This is a genomic window from Photobacterium rosenbergii (assembly GCF_003026455.1).
GTDB classification, from domain to species: domain Bacteria; phylum Pseudomonadota; class Gammaproteobacteria; order Enterobacterales; family Vibrionaceae; genus Photobacterium; species Photobacterium rosenbergii.
The window spans coordinates 130,074-146,767 of record NZ_PYMB01000004.1; the positions used below are offsets into that span (position 1 = coordinate 130,074).

15 protein-coding genes and 1 tRNA gene are annotated in these 16,694 nt (G+C 47.3%); 7 read left to right on the forward strand and 9 right to left on the reverse strand.

Annotated elements, in window-relative coordinates:
• Nucleotides 1-22 precede the first annotated feature (22 nt).
• Together nadA and C9J01_RS13050 are read left to right on the forward strand one after the other, a co-directional pair.
• Nucleotides 23-1,084, forward strand: a complete 1,062-nt coding sequence (gene nadA / locus C9J01_RS13045) for a quinolinate synthase NadA (RefSeq protein WP_107298591.1) — start codon at nt 23-25, stop codon at nt 1,082-1,084.
• 102 nt (nt 1,085-1,186) lie between these two features.
• Complete coding sequence (locus C9J01_RS13050; protein ID WP_107298592.1) at nt 1,187-2,059, forward strand: bile acid:sodium symporter family protein; 873 nt, start codon at nt 1,187-1,189, stop codon at nt 2,057-2,059.
• A gap of 83 nt (nt 2,060-2,142) precedes the next feature.
• On the opposite strand, the gene C9J01_RS13055 is transcribed toward C9J01_RS13050, so the two are convergent.
• Nucleotides 2,143-2,730, reverse strand: coding sequence for a UPF0149 family protein (locus C9J01_RS13055; RefSeq protein WP_107298593.1), 588 nt, complete (start codon nt 2,728-2,730; stop codon nt 2,143-2,145).
• 238 nt (nt 2,731-2,968) lie between these two features.
• Here C9J01_RS13055 and C9J01_RS13060 point away from each other — a divergent pair.
• A tRNA-Ser gene (locus tag C9J01_RS13060) sits at nt 2,969-3,056 on the forward strand.
• Nucleotides 3,057-3,170: 114 nt separating this feature from the next.
• On the opposite strand, the gene dsbB is transcribed toward C9J01_RS13060, so the two are convergent.
• Both dsbB and nhaB read right to left on the reverse strand, forming a co-directional pair.
• A complete protein-coding gene (gene dsbB, locus C9J01_RS13065; RefSeq protein WP_107298594.1) occupies nt 3,171-3,695 on the reverse strand; it encodes a disulfide bond formation protein DsbB in 525 nt (174 codons plus the stop codon).
• 237 nt (nt 3,696-3,932) lie between these two features.
• Nucleotides 3,933-5,525, reverse strand: coding sequence for a Na(+)/H(+) antiporter NhaB (nhaB, locus tag C9J01_RS13070; protein WP_107298595.1), 1,593 nt, complete (start codon nt 5,523-5,525; stop codon nt 3,933-3,935).
• A gap of 559 nt (nt 5,526-6,084) precedes the next feature.
• On the opposite strand from nhaB, the gene fadR reads away from it, so the two are divergent.
• Nucleotides 6,085-6,936, forward strand: a complete 852-nt coding sequence (fadR, locus tag C9J01_RS13075; protein WP_107298596.1) for a fatty acid metabolism transcriptional regulator FadR — start codon at nt 6,085-6,087, stop codon at nt 6,934-6,936.
• A gap of 84 nt (nt 6,937-7,020) precedes the next feature.
• Here fadR and C9J01_RS13080 read toward each other — a convergent pair whose 3' ends face one another.
• Genes C9J01_RS13080 through C9J01_RS13090 form a run of 3 tightly spaced genes read right to left on the reverse strand, consistent with a single transcriptional unit; the run spans nt 7,021 to nt 11,815 of the window.
• A complete protein-coding gene (locus C9J01_RS13080; protein WP_107298597.1) occupies nt 7,021-8,550 on the reverse strand; it encodes a SpoVR family protein in 1,530 nt (509 codons plus the stop codon).
• A gap of 23 nt (nt 8,551-8,573) precedes the next feature.
• Complete coding sequence (locus C9J01_RS13085; protein WP_107298598.1) at nt 8,574-9,845, reverse strand: YeaH/YhbH family protein; 1,272 nt, start codon at nt 9,843-9,845, stop codon at nt 8,574-8,576.
• 35 nt (nt 9,846-9,880) lie between these two features.
• On the reverse strand, nt 9,881-11,815 hold the full coding sequence (locus C9J01_RS13090) for a PrkA family serine protein kinase (protein ID WP_107298599.1): 1,935 nt from the start codon (nt 11,813-11,815) through the stop codon (nt 9,881-9,883).
• A 360-nt stretch (nt 11,816-12,175) separates the two neighbouring features.
• Here C9J01_RS13090 and C9J01_RS29630 point away from each other — a divergent pair, with 360 nt between their 5' ends.
• Nucleotides 12,176-12,352 carry a hypothetical protein gene (locus C9J01_RS29630; protein WP_158264539.1) on the forward strand — a complete coding sequence of 59 codons (177 nt, stop codon included), beginning with the start codon at nt 12,176-12,178 and terminating at the stop codon, nt 12,350-12,352.
• Between the two features lie 36 nt (nt 12,353-12,388).
• Nucleotides 12,389-12,769: a VOC family protein gene (locus C9J01_RS13095; RefSeq protein ID WP_107298600.1), complete on the forward strand. Its 381-nt coding sequence runs from the start codon at nt 12,389-12,391 to the stop codon at nt 12,767-12,769.
• Nucleotides 12,770-12,849: 80 nt separating this feature from the next.
• On the opposite strand, the gene C9J01_RS13100 is transcribed toward C9J01_RS13095, so the two are convergent.
• Together C9J01_RS13100 and gap are read right to left on the reverse strand one after the other, a co-directional pair.
• Complete coding sequence (locus tag C9J01_RS13100) at nt 12,850-13,725, reverse strand: D-hexose-6-phosphate mutarotase (protein ID WP_107298601.1); 876 nt, start codon at nt 13,723-13,725, stop codon at nt 12,850-12,852.
• A gap of 238 nt (nt 13,726-13,963) precedes the next feature.
• Nucleotides 13,964-14,959: a type I glyceraldehyde-3-phosphate dehydrogenase gene (gene gap, locus C9J01_RS13105; RefSeq protein WP_039459186.1), complete on the reverse strand. Its 996-nt coding sequence runs from the start codon at nt 14,957-14,959 to the stop codon at nt 13,964-13,966.
• 348 nt (nt 14,960-15,307) lie between these two features.
• Between gap and msrB the strand changes: the two genes are divergently transcribed.
• The gene (msrB, locus tag C9J01_RS13110) at nt 15,308-15,712 is read left to right on the forward strand and encodes a peptide-methionine (R)-S-oxide reductase MsrB (RefSeq protein ID WP_107298602.1); all 405 of its coding nucleotides are present in this window, start codon (nt 15,308-15,310) and stop codon (nt 15,710-15,712) included.
• A 123-nt stretch (nt 15,713-15,835) separates the two neighbouring features.
• Here the strand turns inward: msrB and C9J01_RS13115 are convergent, their stop codons facing one another.
• Nucleotides 15,836-16,648, reverse strand: coding sequence for a DUF2989 domain-containing protein (locus C9J01_RS13115; protein ID WP_107298603.1), 813 nt, complete (start codon nt 16,646-16,648; stop codon nt 15,836-15,838).
• Between the last annotated feature and the right edge of the window lie 46 nt (nt 16,649-16,694).

The following is a 16,694-nucleotide window of genomic DNA, read 5'->3' on the forward strand; positions in this document are numbered from 1 at the left end:
ACAGCAATAGAGCAACCGAGCTATGAGTCTAACATTTGATCCCTCTGAAATGGTCTATCCGTTTCCACCTAAGCCAACCCCGCTAACTGTCGATGAACAGCAGGCGTACAAGGCAAAAATCAAGGCATTGCTAAAGGAAAAAGATGCAGTGCTGGTGGCCCACTACTACACCGATCCTGAAATCCAGGCTCTGGCGGAAGAGACCGGCGGCTTTGTTGGCGATTCTCTTGAAATGGCCAAATTCGGTAATCAGCACCCAGCGAAAACGCTAGTGATCTGTGGTGTGCGTTTTATGGGCGAGTCAGCCAAGATCCTGACCCCAGAAAAGCGTGTTTTGATGCCAACACTGGAAGCCGAGTGTTCACTTGATCTTGGTTGTCCGATTGATGAGTTCAGCAAGTTCTGTGATGCGCATCCAGACCATACAGTAGTTGTATATGCCAATACATCAGCAGCGGTAAAAGCACGTGCTGATTGGGTAGTGACCTCAAGTATCGCGCTAGAGATCGTTGAACACCTAGATAGCGAAGACAAGAAAATTATCTGGGGTCCAGACCGCCACCTTGGCTCTTACATCCAAAAGCAAACGGGTGCCGATATGCTGTTGTGGCAAGGCGAATGTGTCGTCCATGACGAGTTTTCGGCTAAAGCTCTGCGCGATATGAAAAATGTCTACCCAGATGCTGCAATCTTGGTTCACCCGGAATCACCGGCAAGTGTCGTTGCTCTGGCCGATGCCGTGGGTTCGACCAGCCAGCTAATCAAAGCCGCGAAAGAACTTCCTAACCAGCAACTGATTGTTGCCACTGACAAAGGCATCTTCTTCAAGATGCAACAGATGGTGCCGGGCAAAGAGCTGATTGAAGCACCGACTGCCGGTGCAGGTGCGACTTGCCGTAGCTGTGCTCATTGTCCGTGGATGGCGATGAATGGCCTTAAAGCCATTGAGCAAGGTCTACGTGAAGGCGGTGAACAGCATGAAATTTTCGTTGATGAATCACTGCGTGAAAAATCGTTGATCCCGCTGAACCGTATGCTGGATTTTGCGGCCCAGCTGCAGGTTAGCGTGAAGGGTAATGCGTAAAGCATCAATGTATTGCAAAAAGAGCGACCTTGGGTCGCTCTTTTTCTATGTGCTACAGCGGGTCTTGGATTAGACTCTACGTTTTAAGGAAGGAGATCTCGAATGGGACAGACAATGCTGACCGTCGCTTTGCCCATTGCGTTGGCATGGATGATGTATTGTGTTGGCCTGACACTGTCACTGGCGGATTTCAAACGGGTAGGACGTTATCCCATTGCAGTGCTGGCAGGGTTATCCGCACAATTGATTGGCTTGCCGCTGATTGCATTCGCCCTTATCCAGCTACTTGGTTTACCAGAAGTTGTTGCTGTTGGTTTGTGGCTACTGGCACTGGCTCCCGGTGGGGCCTCGTCGAATGTGATCACTCACCTTAGCGGCGGTAATACCGCATTGTCTATATCAATGACGGCAGTCAGTAGCCTAATCATTCCCTTCAGCCTTCCACTATTGCTTCCCATCGTATTGAGTGAAAGCCAACTGGTATTGCCATTGAAAACGGCTATTTTGCAATTGGTCATGGTCACTTTAGTCCCAGTATCAATGGGTATGCTGTGCCACCATATCGGGCGTGGAAAACGGTTTGAGATTTTTGCCAAATGGGCTGGGCGCTCGTCGATTTGGGTGTTGATGTTTACCGTTGCAATCACATTGGCGGCCAACACCAAGGTGTTCCAGCAACTCTTCTCAAGTGCGTCGATCGTGGCGATTGCCTTGTGTTTGTTGGGGATGGCATTGGGTGTGGTTGTTGCCCGTTTGCTAAGAGGTGGGGAGCAACTGACTAAGACGCTGGCAATCGAAGTTGGGGTTCAGAATGCCGGTACGGCCATTTTTGTCGCTGTGGTCCAACTTAAACAGCCTGAGTTAGCATTGACTCCACTGTTGTACGGAGTGTTGATGAACATTCCGGTGGCAGTGATGATCTATCGTCATCAGCGTGGACGCTTGCGTGCTTTCTTTGCCCGCGAGCCAAGTTGAATAAATCCCACCGAAGTAAAGGTGAGATAAAAAAGGCGGTCGCTCGGTACTGAGTGGCCGCCTTTCGTTTGTCTGCTATACCGTTATGCTTCAGCTTCGCCTTCGTTGACTAGCTGGTAGCCACGAATGGTCAGGCCGCAAAGCATAGTCGGTACTGAGGTAAAGATCTCTTCAAACTGAGCAAGGCCGTCAGCACCTTCTTGGGAAAGCGCTTCCATTGCGTTTTCAGGATCGTAAAGCAGGCTAAAGCAAAGCAGCACACCGCCAAGCAGTGCGTTGTTTTCACTCTCTTCTGGCATAATGGTTTCCCAGTCATCGCGGGATAGCTGCCAGCCTTGTAGTAGACCTTCAGAAAACTCGCGGGCATCGCTTGAGACCAACTCTTTATCATCTAGGGCACAACCTTCCGGCCATTGCCAGCTGCCTTCAAGCAGTGCTTGGCGGCTCTCGTTCCAAAGGTCAATAATAGCATTGGCGTAGCTTTCAAGCTCTTCTTGGCTAGTGAAAGGTGAGGACTCTTCGCCGCCCCACATGAAGGCAAGCCATTCAGATGGGTTGATAAGGTGAGGGGCCGCTGCCATTGCTGTCACAAAGCCACGGGTCTGAGCTTCGGAAAGCAACTGTTGAGCCAGTTGCGGGTTTTCCAGCACTGTGCGTAAAGATGAAGACATAATTCGCTCTCGTATATTTGGTATCTGGGTTGGTCCAACGCAACTTAGCCGCTGGAAAACACATTATTGAGGTATTGTAACAGGGTAGTGAAGAAGGTGGCACTGTTCACCGGTAATTCGGAAGCATTGCTGCAATAGTGAACACTCAATTGATTGTGCTATGTTTTTTGTTGACCTTAGCAGTCCCAGCCACTATAGTAACGACCCTGTTGAGGCGACATGCCTTGGCTGACAATTTGGTGAGGTGTCCGAGTGGCTGAAGGAGCACGCCTGGAAAGTGTGTATACGGCAACGTATCGAGGGTTCGAATCCCTCCCTCACCGCCATATTTTGAAAAGCCGCATTCGAAAGGATGCGGCTTTTTGCTATGTATCGAAATCCAAATTCTACGTTTGCCTGAAAAGACAATTTGGGCATTTTGTTTTTTGCTACGAAAACTCTTAGGCTTCGTTTTTCTTGTTGCCAAGGATCTGCGCAATCACAATAACTGCAACAGCGACTAAGTTGGCTGCGAAGATGATCTCCAACCACTGTGGCATCGAAAGACCGAAGAACTGCCATACAATCTTGCCGCAGTCACCCGAGGCTTCAAACATCCAAGGTACCCATTGGTTAAGCGGGGCCCAGGCTGGGAAATTAACATCAAGCGCACAGGTGGCTGACCACGGGAATTCAGGGAACTGGTAGCCGATGTGCTCTTGGGCTAGCGCAAGGCCTTGGTAAGAACTGTAGGCCCAACCGGCTAAACCTGCCCAGCGAATCACATTGTTCTTAGGCGCGATCATACCCAAGATTGCAGCAAAGCCGATCCCCATCATGGCAACGCGCTCGTAGATACACATCACACATGGGTCAAGCTTCATCACATGCTGGAAGAATAGGGCACAGGCTTCAAAAAAGACGATGAAAGCCAATAAGATAGCCCAAGACAGGCGGCTTTTCGAAAAAGTATTTAAAAAATACATACGGTGTTCCCGAGTAAAAGGTTAACTGCTAAATCGGCTGTCTAGAAGTGCTGAACATTTCAATCATTGAGCCGGTTTAGCACTTAGCCATTTAAAATAATGACCAAAATAATGCTAATTTCTGTCAGCAATAAGGGCTAAAAAATAAATATTAGCACCAATTAGTAACGAAAAATACAATAAAGCCCTGATGATTCAGGGCTTTAATACAGACAATCAAATATTGAAAAAATTCAATTAGTGGCCAACTACCGGTGCAATTTGTGAGGCGGCTTCTACTGTTCCCTGAGTGATCCAACCAAGGTCATAGAACCACTGAGTCATTGGCACCAATGTAAATTCGATACACGCAAGGCCAACCAGTGATAGCACGATGGTGTATGGCAGTGCCATGTATACCATGCGGCCGTAAGACAGGCGGATAAGCGGGGCCAGTGCCGATGTCAAAGCAAATAGGAATGCTGCCTGGCCATTCGGTGTCGCAACAGACGGTAGGTTGGTACCTGTGTTGATTGCAACCGCCAGCATGTCGAACTGATCACGGGTAATAATGCCATCAAGCAGCGCAGCTTTGACTTCATTAATGTAGACAGTACCGACGAACACATTGTCCGACACCATGGAAAGCAGGCCATTGGCAATGTAGAACATGGTCATCTGCATGCTACCTTCAAGGCTCAATACCATTTCGATAATCGGGGCAAACAGGTGCTGGTCGATAATTACCGCTACAATCGAGAAGAAGACTGCCAATAACGCAGTAAACGGCAGTGCTTCTTCAAACGCTTTACCCAGCGCATGCTCGTCAGTGATACCAGTGAACGAGGTAGCAAGGATAATAACGGTTAGGCCAATAAGACCTACTGCGGCAAGGTGCATCGCAAGGCCAACAATCAGCCAAACCGCGATGATAACTTGGACAACAAGCTTAGCGTAATCTAAGTTAGTTCGGCGTTTACGCTCTTCATTGTCGAATTCGACCAAGATACGGCGAACGTTCTCTGGCAGGCGGGCACCGTAGCCACAGATCTGGAACTTCTCGACCAACACACAGGTGACGATACCGCACAGGAATACAGGCAGGGTGACAGGTAGCATGCGCAGAATGAACTCACCGAATAACCAACCAGCCTGATCGGCAATGATTAGGTTTTGAGGTTCACCCACCATGGTCATTACACCACCTAGCGCGGTACCGATACCAGCGTGCATTAGCAGGCTGCGAAGGAACGCACGGTAGTTTTCCAGATCATCTCGGCTGACTTCCAGAATTTTGTGGTCCGACGTATGGTCGTGAGAAGCATGGGGTTCTTGGCCTGAAGCCACTTTGTGGTAGATGCTGTAGAAACCAATGGTCACACTGATCACCACGGCAATCACGGTCAAGGCATCCAAGAAGGCCGATAGAAAGGCCGCCATGACACAGAATGCTAAAGAGAGCAGGGTTTTGGAACGAATGCCGATCAGTATCTTGGTGAAGATATAAAGCAGCAATTGTTTCATAAAGTAAATGCCTGCGACCATGAAGATCAGTAGCAAAAGTACTTCAATATTGGCAACTAGCTCGTGTTTGACCATTTCAGGGCTGGTCATTCCGATAGCGACAGCTTCGATGGCCAGCAAGCCACCAGGCTGAAGGGGATAACATTTCAGCGCCATTGCGAGGGTGAAGATGAACTCGATAACGAGTAGCCAGCCTGCAACGAATGGGTCAACGAAGAAGAAAACAATTGGGTTGATGATCAGGAAAGCAATGATCGCGACTTTGTACCAGTCGGGTGCTTTTCCTAGGAAGTTTTTTATAAAGGCGTTCCCTAGCGAAATTGCCATTTGTTCGAGTCTCTTGATATACGCAAATACTAATAATTATGAGCTGCGTTGCTATCTTGCCTTTGAAGTCCGAGAGCAGGATAACCATTATGTTGTTGTTCTGGTTAAGTGTTCTTTTGAGACCCTCTAAGCTAAAGACCATTTCCTTGATGGTGTTTAACTTAAAGCAGGCAGCAGCATCCATTCAGCTCCCAGAGTGAAAACGTGCTAACTCTACCGCGTGATCCATCGCAGTCAAGTGCTTAGAGATGAAGGTTATTTAAGATTATGAAAATTCATCCTAAAACATGGCTTGCACAGGTATTCCTCACGTAGCCTTGAAATATATGCTTACAATTTTCATTTTACGTTGAGCTTAGTCAAACTTTGGTTCGACGAATCTTTGAGCGGAATTTCACGTGCTTGAGTTATACCGGGTGCATATCAATCACTACAAACTGCATGGTTATAAATAGACAACCGAGATACTTCTTTTAGTAATTAGGTAGGCATTAGGTAAAGACTGGTGGTATGATGAGTTAATAAAAATAGAGCAAGAAGCAACTGGAAAACTGATCAGATGGTTATAAAGGCTGATAGCCCAGCAACATTTGCTGAGAAATATATTATTGAGAGTATCTGGAATAATCACTTCCCGCAGGGCTCAATCCTTCCCGCAGAACGAGAGTTGTCAGAGTTAATTGGTGTTACTCGTACAACGCTTCGTGAGGTATTGCAGCGTCTGGCCCGTGATGGCTGGTTAACGATTCAGCATGGTAAGCCAACCAGAGTGAACAATTACATGGACACGTCTGGGCTTAGCATTCTTGATACCCTTATTACACTCGATGGCCAAGATGTTCAGGGCGTGCTGGAAGACTTGCTTTCTGCCCGAACCGACATCAGCAGCGTATTTATGCGCTACGCCATCAAAGGGAACCCAGAAGCGTCTTCTGCTTTGATCAATCATGTGATTGAAGAGTGTGAAGCCCTACTGAAAGCAGATAGCTTTGCTGAGTACATTGAGAACAGCGAAGATAAAGCTGTCTTGATGCAGGAAGTGAAGAAGATCGTCGATAAATACGGCAAAGATGATCCTGAATTGTGCGAAGCCATTTGTCGTGCCCGCGCATTCAATTACTTCGACTACCGTATGTTCCAGGGTATGGCCTCTAAATCAGGCAACACTCTTTACGTATTGACCATTAATGGTCTACGCAAAATTTACACCCGTGTTGGTGGCTACTACTTCATGTCTAAAGAAGCTTGTGAGCTAGCTCTCGAGTTCTACCGTGATATGAAATCTTACGGTGACAACAACCAACCAGAGCTGGTTGCCGATCGTATCCGCAAATACGGTCGTGAGAGCGGCGCGATTTGGTATGCTAACCGTATCGAAATTGCTCGTTACCTCTACGAAGAAGAGCAGTAATAGCGTTTTTTGCTACTCAACAAAACAAAAGGAGATGCCTCGGCATCTCCTTTTTGTATCTAAATATTAACAACTATGTAGCGATTATATCTCCGTGTTGTACTGAGCACGGTTAGGGCAAGTTCCCAAAATGTGGGAGCGGCCGTCCGGCAATTCCTCTTCCAGTGTTACATCAAAGCCCCATAGGCGGTGCAGGTGTTTGAGCACTTCCTGATGGCTGTTGGCTAATGGGATCCGGTTATGAGGTACATAACGCAGCGTTAGCGAGCGGTCGCCCTTCAAAGCGACATTCCAAACCTGGATATTCGGTTCATTGTTGCTGAGGTTGTACTGTGATGACAGTTTTTCCCTGATCATCCGGTAACCTTCCTCATTGTGGATCGCACTGACTTCAACGTAGTTATGGCGGTCGTCATCATTGACAGCAAACAGTTTGAAATCACGCATCACCTTAGGAGACAGGAACTGGCTGATAAAGCTTTCGTCCTTAAAGTTCTCCATTGCAAAATGCAGGGTATCTAACCAGTCTTTGCCGGCAATGTCTGGGAACCAGTATTTGTCCTCTTCCGTTGGGTTTTCACAGATCCGGCGGATATCCTGGAACATGGCAAAGCCCAAGGCATAGGGGTTGATACCGCTATAATACGGGCTGTTGTAGTCCGGTTGGGCCACCACATTGGTATGGCTGTGCAAAAACTCAATGATGAAACGATCCGTCACCAGACCCTCATCATAAAGATGGTTGAGGATGGTGTAGTGCCAGAATGTTGCCCATCCTTCATTCATGACCTGAGTCTGTTTCTGAGGATAGAAATACTGGCTGACCTTTCGAACTATCCTGACCACTTCACGTTGCCATGGCTCCAGCAAAGGGGCATGTTTTTCGATAAAGTAGAGGATATTCTCCTGCGGTTCGGCTGGGAATCGTACTTCTTCCGCTTCAACTTCCTCTTCCTGTGTCACTGGGATGGTTCGCCACAGTGAATTGACTTGCGTCTGGAGGTAGTCTTCCCTGGCTTTCTGGCGTGCCTTCTCTTCAACCATAGAGATCTTCTGTGGTCGCTTGTAACGGTCGACGCCGTAGTTCATTAGCGCATGGCAGGAGTCCAGTAGTCGCTCAACCTCATCGACGCCGTATTTTTCTTCACACTCGGTGATGTACTTACGGGCGAACAATAGGTAGTCGATAATCGAACTGGCATCTGTCCATGTCTTGAACAAGTAATTACCTTTGAAGAACGAGTTGTGGCCGTAACATGCGTGTGCCATAACCAGTGCTTGCATAGTGATGGTATTTTCTTCCATCAAATAGGCAATACAGGGATCAGAGTTGATCACAATTTCATAGGCGAGGCCCATTTGGCCGTGCTTGTAGCCCCGCTCGGTTTCGATAAAACGCTTACCGAATGACCAGTGGTGGTAGTTAATCGGCATACCAATACTGGAATAAGCATCCATCATTTGTTCGGCAGTGATGATCTCGATTTGGTTGGGGTAGGCATCAAGCCGGTAGTGGTCTGCTACCCGCTTGATTTCCTTGTGGTACTGATCCAACAAATCGAATGTCCAATCTGGACCGTCACTGAGTGTCTTAGATTTGGCGACTGTATCCATTGCACATTCCCCCTAAAGCGATGTTAACTGACTTGCTTTTTAAATAGCTCCCGGAATACAGGGAAAATGTCTTCCACACTCCTTATGTTCTGCATCGCAAAGTTACTGTGGCTGGCTTGTAGCGCCTCATATTCCCGCCATAGTGTTTGGTGTGCCCGGCGTGTGATTTCAATGTACGAGTAGTATCGGGTAACAGGTAGCAGCTCTTTGTCCAGCAGCTCTCTACAGCCCGGCGAATCATCCGCCCAGTTATCCCCATCTGATGCTTGTGCCGCGTAGATATTCCACTCGGCAGGGGAGTAGCGTTTCTTCACAATCTCATTCATCAACCGCAGTGCACTCGACACTATGGTGCCCCCAGTTTCCTGGGAGTAGAAGAACTCATGCTCATCCACCTCTTTGGCTTGGGTATGGTGGCGGATAAACACTACGTCGACGTTTTTGTAAGTCCGGTTGAGGAACAGATACAACAAGATATAGAAGCGTTTTGCCATATCTTTAGTAGCCTGATCCATCGAGCCCGAGACATCCATCAAGCAGAACATAACTGCCTGGCTGCTTGGTTGCGGTCGACGCTCATAGTTTTTGTAGCGTAGGTCAAAGGTATCAATGAACGGTACGCTGCTTATTTTCTGCCGTAGCCCCTGGATCTCATTTTTCACCCGCTCTTCCTCGAAAGGCTGAGCTGGTTCGGTGTTCATAAGCAGATCCAGCGTCTTCTCTAGTTCGCGAAGTTGACGGCGTTTGGCTGCTGTCATTGCAGTACGACGCGCCAGTGAATTCTGGAGCGATTTTACAATGGCAATATTGGCCGGTACGCCGGACGACTTATAGCCCGAGCGGAACGTTTTCCACTCAACAATCTTGTTGAGCTGGTTCTTCTCGAGGTTTGGCAGTTCCAGATCCTCAAAGAGTAAATCGAGATACTCATCTTTGGAAATTTGGAATACGAATTCATCCTGGCCCTCACCATCTGGGCTGGCCTGTCCTTCACCAGCACCGCCTTGGCCGCCCCCTCCTTGGGGGCGCTCAATTCGGTCTCCGGGGCTGAACTGGTCGTTGCCTGGGTGGACAACTTCACGTTGTCCACCTCGGCCTTGGTGAAAGCTTGGCTCGCGGATGTCACGGTTCGGGATAGTAATATCCTCACCGCTTTCCACATCAGTAATCGAGCGCTTGTTTACCGCATCAGCAATAGACTCTTTGATCTGTTGCTTGTGACGGCGAAGGAAACGCTGACGGTTTACCGTGCTTTTGTTTTTACCGTTGAGCCTTCGGTCTATAAAATGCGCCATAAGCTCTCCCCTTATTCATCCCATCCTACGCTTAGTTAAGAAGACTTACGCACACGGAGGTACCACTCGGAAAGTAGACGTACCTGCTTGCGGGTATAGCCTTTCTCCATCATACGAGCAACGAAGTCATCATGTTTCTTCTGCTCCTCGGTCGAGGTTTTGGCGTTGAATGAAATGACCGGAAGTAGCTCTTCGGTGTTAGAGAACATTTTCTTCTCAATAACCGTACGAAGCTTCTCGTAGCTCGTCCAGTTCGGGTTCTTACCGGCGTTACTTGCACGGGCACGCAGTACGAAGTTGACGATTTCGTTTCGGAAATCCTTCGGATTACTGATACCTGCAGGCTTCTCGATTTTCTCCAGTTCGTTGTTCAGTGCTGCGCGGTCGAACAACTGGCCGGTTTCAGGGTCACGGTACTCTTGGTCCTGAATCCAGAAGTCGGCATAGCTGACGTAACGGTCAAAGATGTTTTGGCCGTATTCAGAGTAGGACTCAAGGTAAGCAGTCTGAATTTCTTTACCGATAAATTCGACATACTTAGGTGTTAGGTAGCCCTTGAGGTGCTCAAGGTATTTCTCGGCCAACTCTTGTGGGAACTGCTCACGTTCAATCTGCTGTTCTAGGACATAGAACAGGTGGACTGGGTTCGCCGCCACTTCAGAGTGGTCGAAGTTGAATACGCGAGATAGGATCTTGAACGCGAAACGGGTAGATAGACCTGCCATCCCTTCATCAACACCAGCGTAATCACGGTATTCCTGATAAGACTTGGCTTTCGGGTCGGTATCTTTAAGTGTTTCACCGTCGTAGACACGCATCTTCGAGTACAGGCTTGAGTTTTCTGGCTCTTTCAGGCGTGAAAGCACTGAGAAGCGGGCCAAGATTTCAAGTGTCGATGGCGAGCATGGTGCCGCTGACAGCTCAGAGCTCTGCAGTAGTTTCTCGTAGATTTTGATCTCTTCGGAAACACGCAGGCAGTAAGGTACTTTGACAATGAAGACACGGTCTAGGAAGGCTTCATTGTTCTTGTTGTTACGGAATGACTGCCACTCAGATTCGTTTGAGTGCGCCAAGATGATGCCGTCAAATGGCAGTGCTGATAGTCCTTCGGTACCATTGTAGTTACCTTCTTGCGTTGCGGTAAGTAATGGGTGTAGGACTTTCAAAGGTGCCTTGAACATCTCGACGAATTCCATCAGACCTTGGTTGGCCTTACAGAGTGCACCAGAGTAGCTATAGGCATCTGGGTCATCTTGAGCGAAGTGTTCAAGCTGACGGATATCAACTTTACCGACTAGTGATGAAATATCTTGGTTGTTCTCATCACCTGGCTCGGTCTTGGCAATACCGACTTGGTCAAGGATTGATGGACGAACCTTCACAACCTTGAACTTAGTAATATCACCACCAAACTCATGCAGGCGCTTAGCTGCCCAAGGCGACATGATAGTGTTTAGGTAGCGATCAGGAATACCATATTCTTTCTTGAGGATGTCGCCATCTTCACCTTTGTCGAATAGGCAGAATGGATGATCGTTAACTGGGCTGCGTTCACCGTTAGCTGTTAGCACATAAACTGGCACCTTCTGCATGAGGCTTTTCAGTTTTTCAGCCAATGATGATTTACCGCCACCTACAGGACCCAATAGGTAAAGGATTTGCTTACGCTCTTCCAAGCCCTGTGCGGCGTGTTTAAGGTAGGAAACGATTTGCTCAATCGCCTCTTCCATACCATAAAAATCTTCAAATGTTTTATAGCGGGAAATTACGCGGTTGGAGAATAGTCGGCTCAAGCGTGGGTCTTGAGCAGTGTCAATCATTTCGGGTTCGCCAATTGCCATCAGCAGACGTTCTGCTGCGTTGACGTAAGCGCTGCGATCGTTACGGCAGATCTCAAGGAACTCTTGCAATGAAAGCTCTTCATCCTTGGATTCTTCATAGCGTTGACGATAGTGGTCAAAAATACTCATGGTATGCCCCCTGAATCGTTCTTTAATCAATTAGAAAGGACGAAAACACAAATCTTTCACATCCCCCATATCTTAAGACTAGACCTAACTGATTAAATTGCTTGACTGAGTTGTTGGTTTATAAACTAAATTTCCTTTTTCGGTGTTCCTTACAAGCTGAATATTTTTTGCTCATCAATCTACTATCCTCCTATAAATCCCGTTCTGCAAGAGCTAGTGTTTAAAAAAATTCACGAAAATGTTGATGGAATGTGATGCTGGTGGCTTGTGCAAATGGATAGTCATATATGGTGAAATTTATTTCCATTACAGAGCTATTTACTGAATGCAAAGGATTTCATTGATTAAAGATGGTGATAAATGGTGGCAGTAGAGGGCATGATGGCTTTTTTGCAAAAAAATGGACTTTCCATCGCGATTATTGCAAATAAGCTTGAAGTCGAGGTGGGTGAGGAGGGTCTAACGGTGTGCATCAGCAGTGTCAAAAAAATGCGAGCCGGAGTTATTTTGAGAGCTAAATCAAAATCTCTGGCTTAAGCTAAAAAAGTGCCGAGAGTTGGGGGAGCTGAATTAATGAGTATTTCTCGTGTTGATACTGTGTCGATACCCGTTTCTGATCAAAACCAAGCGTTAGCATTTTACCGGGACATGCTGGGATTTGAGTTGATCCGCGATCACCAAGCGGATCAGCATAAACGCTGGATTCAACTGGCCCCTAGAGGTGCTGAGACAACGATTAGCTTGGTCATGCCTTTTGGCGGGATGAAAGCCGGTTCGGTTCAGGGGTTAGTCGTGCAGACCGATGATATCCACTCGACCCATGATGAGTTATCGAGCCGAGGCGTGCCTCTGTCGGAGATTGTCACTTTAATTGGGGGACGGTTTGCGACCTTTGCCGATCCTGACGGCAATGGTTGGGTATTGATTGAAGCTAACACGCAGATGCTAGCTTGATGTGTATGAAAGATACCAGAGGGCAGGGCCGCTCCGGTATCAATTAGAGAAGAGTTACTTTGATTGCGCTGCAATAACGGTTAACGCTTCACACTGATTTCAGTGGCCAGGGTATGAGATTCACCTGGGGCTAAAGTGATGCTATTGCTGTTGTGGATAGTTGACTCGACACAGACCATTGTTTCGAAGCTATCGTCGGCCATATCAGCCATGCTAATGGATAGCTCTTGCCATGGGTTCCAAATCACTGCTGCATTGTGACCGCTATTAGCCACCGCAATTTGGCGACGCTGGTGGTCTTGGATCATCACCGTTGGCTCAGGTTGGGTGTAAACGCGGTCAACTTCACCCTCAAAGCTAAGTTGCTCACTGCCTTGGTAGACTTTCCCTGCCTGTGTGCTATCTTGGTATTCGCCGCCCATTTGGGTGATAGTGGTGTTGCGGATGCTTTCTACATTGAAATAAGTATGAAGAGCACCAGAGAAACTCCACTCAGTGTCGTCGGTATTGGTAGAAGTCAGCGAGACTTTTAGTGTTGTCCCAATTTCAAACGTCAATACATTGTTGAACTTGTGAGGCCATACTGCGCGGGTAGCTTCGCTATCTGCCAGTGTCAACGCGACAATCACACCTTCATCATTTTCACGGTGCTCTTTTAGCGTCCATTCGCTGTTACGGGCAAAGCCGTGCGAGGGTGCTGCCGCCTTGCCAAACCAAGGCCAGCATACAGGGATCCCGCCTCGGATAGCCTTCGCCGTATCGAATTCTGCTTTTTCGCTAAGCCAAATAACATCGTCCTCACCCTTTGGCTTGAACCAGACAAGGTGCCCGCCATGCAGGGAAATACCGGCTTCAGCCTGCTCATGGCTGATCTTTACAATCTTGATCCCTTGGTAATCACAGATAGTGACAGCATCGGATAAGGCCGCCACTGTTGGAAGAGTATTGAAATCCATCAGACTATCCTTTGGTTGTAGCAATGTATAAATGATTGCCACCTTGGTGTGAAAGTAACAGTCAATTTTACACTTATTTTTATTAAAAAAATAACGGCATCTATTAAAAATTATTTGTTAAATTTGTAGTTATTTTTTAACTGCGTTTTAGTGCTTCTTGGTTGTGAGCGTAAAAAGTACAGATACAAAAAAGGCGACACCGTAGCGTCGCCTTTTATCATCTAGCTAAAAGCTTACATTACTTAGAGATGTGAGCGATTAGGTCTAGAACTTTGTTTGAGTAACCGATTTCGTTGTCGTACCAAGATACAACTTTAACGAAGTTATCAGTTAGAGCGATACCAGCTTTAGCATCGAATACAGAAGTCTGTACTTCACCGATGAAGTCCTGAGATACAACCTGATCTTCAGTGTAACCTAGAACACCTTTCAGCTCGCCTTCAGAAGCTTCTTTCATTGCTGCACAGATAGCTTCGTAAGATGCGCCAGTTTTTAGGTTAACTGTTAGGTCAACTACAGAAACGTTAGCAGTTGGTACGCGGAAAGCCATACCAGTTAGTTTGCCGTTTAGTTCTGGAAGAACAACGCCTACAGCTTTAGCAGCACCAGTTGAAGATGGGATGATGTTCTGAGAAGCACCACGACCACCACGCCAGTCTTTAGCAGAAGGACCGTCAACAGTCTTCTGAGTAGCTGTAGTTGCGTGAACAGTAGTCATAAGACCAGACTCGATGCCGAACTTGTCGTTAAGAACTTTAGCGATTGGCGCTAGGCAGTTCGTAGTACAAGAAGCGTTAGAAACGATGTCCTGACCTGCGTAAGTGTCTTGGTTAACACCCATAACGATCATTGGAGTCGCATCTTTAGATGGACCAGTTAGAACAACTTTCTTCGCACCAGCTGTGATGTGCTGACGAGCAGTTTCGTCAGTTAGGAAGATACCTGTTGCTTCAGCAACAACGTCAACACCGATTTCGTCCCACTTAAGGTCCGCTGGGTTACGCTCTGCAGTTACGCGAACTGTTTTGCCGTTAACGATTAGGTTGCCACCTTCTACTTCAACAGTACCGTTGAAGCGGCCGTGAGTTGAATCGTACTTAAGCATGTAAGCCATGTACTCAACGTCGATTAGGTCGTTGATACCAACAACTTCGATGTCGTTACGCTCTACAGAAGCACGGAAAACAAAACGTCCAATACGGCCAAAACCGTTAATACCTACTTTGATAGTCATTACAGTTGCTCCACAACTTAATTTCTAATGAAAGATAACTGGTAGTAAAATTACAGAATCTAACGTGACGCTGCAAGTGAAAAACGAACTTAAATTGCGTAAGGTCAAAAAAAAGTTCGGATCTTTTTTACATTCCCACTACAACGCTGCAAATTCGTACAGAAGTTGTATGAATATCAATCATTGCTGTTATTAACTTTTAATATCAACACGAAGCTCATCCAAAATATGCTTAAATGAGCAGTGAAGATGTAAAATCCTTTCGAGCAGAAAGTATGTGCCACAGTTGACGCAAATGGCAACCATTTTTCAGAATTGATAACGTGAATAATATAAGAAGGAAGTATAATGTCAGCCAAATCAGATTCTTACTGGCGTGAAAAACTGACGGAAGAGCAGTATCACATCTGTCGTGAGCAGGGAACGGAAGCGCCGTTCTCGGGCAAGCTACTTCATAACCGCGAAACAGGTGTTTATAGCTGTACGTGTTGCCAAGCGCCATTGTTCCATTCAAACGGTAAGTATGATTCAGGTTGCGGCTGGCCGAGTTTCGATGCCCCTATTGAGCGAGATGCTATCCGCTACCTGGAAGATAACAGCCATGGTATGCAGCGGATTGAGATCCGTTGTGCCAAGTGTGACAGTCACCTCGGGCATGTTTTCCCTGATGGGCCGAAAACGACAGGGGAAAGATATTGTGTGAACTCGGTGTCTCTGATTTTTAATAATGAAGAGGCTGGCGGCGGCCAATAAGCTCAGCCTACTGTGCTTTGTTCTCAAGCCATCTTATGATATGGGCTTAAACGGAAACGCCCTGCTCAAAGATAGCAGGGCGTTTTTGTAGGCGCTTGAGCAAAGGTGAAGAAGCCGGAATACTCAATTGGCCATGCTGGCGTTGAATTCACCATTTCGAAGTGATTGGGCAATGCTGATAGCCTGACCGTCCAGTTCGCTGCGGCGCTCGGTACTCATTGGGTAAAACGCATTCAATTTGTCCTGGCTGGCAACTGGCATGGATAATTCGCTACCCACTTTCGCCCATAGGTAGGCTTTTTCTGTTCTCCCATTCTGATGAGATAGCGTCGCTAAACTTAGGATGATTTCCGGTTTAATCTTTGGCCGGCTCCCGTAAAGCTCCAGAGCATGTTCCAGCAACGCAACCGTCTTCTCCTGATCTTTGGTGGTATAGAAAGTCGCCAATGCTAATTGCATATCTGGGGTTTCCATTACCTCGCTGCCCTCAAGCCTCAGGAACTTGCGCAAAGCATCCTGATCACCTTGGCTCCAACGGAAATAAAGGATTTCTGGGTCGTTTGATTGTGCTAGTTCTTCGTTGAGGCGCTTTATTGATGCATACGCGCTGAGCATCGCTTGGGTACGGATGGTTTTGCGCTCTTTCAGCTCGGTAGGCTCGATACGTGCCGCGTACTCCAAACATTTCTGGTAGTCGTAGGTGTATTTCAGCTCTTTAAATTTCTCTTTATCTGTTGGGCTTTTTAGCACTTCATAACGTTGCCAAATGAGGTTGACCCGCTGAAGGCGGCATTGACCATCATTGAGGTTGGTGTCAGCGCAGAGTTGCGGTTCAGCTTGGCACAAACTGTCGGTAGAGCGGTGTCGCTCAAAGCAACCGCTGAGCAAGACCAAGCTGGCCATTAATAGGGTAAGTTGTCGCGCGGATTTTCTCATTTGGCTTATCAGTGAATCCAATAGCGTGAATCGTTGTTAACGAGTT

Coding starts and splice junctions, on each gene's coding strand:
- nadA (WP_107298591.1), top strand. CDS start 23: ATGAGTCTAACATTTGATCCCTCTGAAATGGTCTATCCGTTTCCACCT.
- C9J01_RS13095 (WP_107298600.1), top strand. CDS start 12,389: ATGAGTATTTCTCGTGTTGATACTGTGTCGATACCCGTTTCTGATCAA.
- C9J01_RS29630 (WP_158264539.1), top strand. CDS start 12,176: ATGGTGGCAGTAGAGGGCATGATGGCTTTTTTGCAAAAAAATGGACTT.
- dsbB (WP_107298594.1), bottom strand. CDS start 3,695: ATGTATTTTTTAAATACTTTTTCGAAAAGCCGCCTGTCTTGGGCTATC.
- msrB (WP_107298602.1), top strand. CDS start 15,308: ATGTCAGCCAAATCAGATTCTTACTGGCGTGAAAAACTGACGGAAGAG.
- nhaB (WP_107298595.1), bottom strand. CDS start 5,525: ATGGCAATTTCGCTAGGGAACGCCTTTATAAAAAACTTCCTAGGAAAA.
- C9J01_RS13050 (WP_107298592.1), top strand. CDS start 1,187: ATGGGACAGACAATGCTGACCGTCGCTTTGCCCATTGCGTTGGCATGG.
- C9J01_RS13115 (WP_107298603.1), bottom strand. CDS start 16,648: ATGAGAAAATCCGCGCGACAACTTACCCTATTAATGGCCAGCTTGGTC.
- C9J01_RS13090 (WP_107298599.1), bottom strand. CDS start 11,815: ATGAGTATTTTTGACCACTATCGTCAACGCTATGAAGAATCCAAGGAT.
- gap (WP_039459186.1), bottom strand. CDS start 14,959: ATGACTATCAAAGTAGGTATTAACGGTTTTGGCCGTATTGGACGTTTT.
- C9J01_RS13055 (WP_107298593.1), bottom strand. CDS start 2,730: ATGTCTTCATCTTTACGCACAGTGCTGGAAAACCCGCAACTGGCTCAA.
- C9J01_RS13100 (WP_107298601.1), bottom strand. CDS start 13,725: ATGGATTTCAATACTCTTCCAACAGTGGCGGCCTTATCCGATGCTGTC.
- C9J01_RS13085 (WP_107298598.1), bottom strand. CDS start 9,845: ATGGCGCATTTTATAGACCGAAGGCTCAACGGTAAAAACAAAAGCACG.
- C9J01_RS13080 (WP_107298597.1), bottom strand. CDS start 8,550: ATGGATACAGTCGCCAAATCTAAGACACTCAGTGACGGTCCAGATTGG.
- fadR (WP_107298596.1), top strand. CDS start 6,085: ATGGTTATAAAGGCTGATAGCCCAGCAACATTTGCTGAGAAATATATT.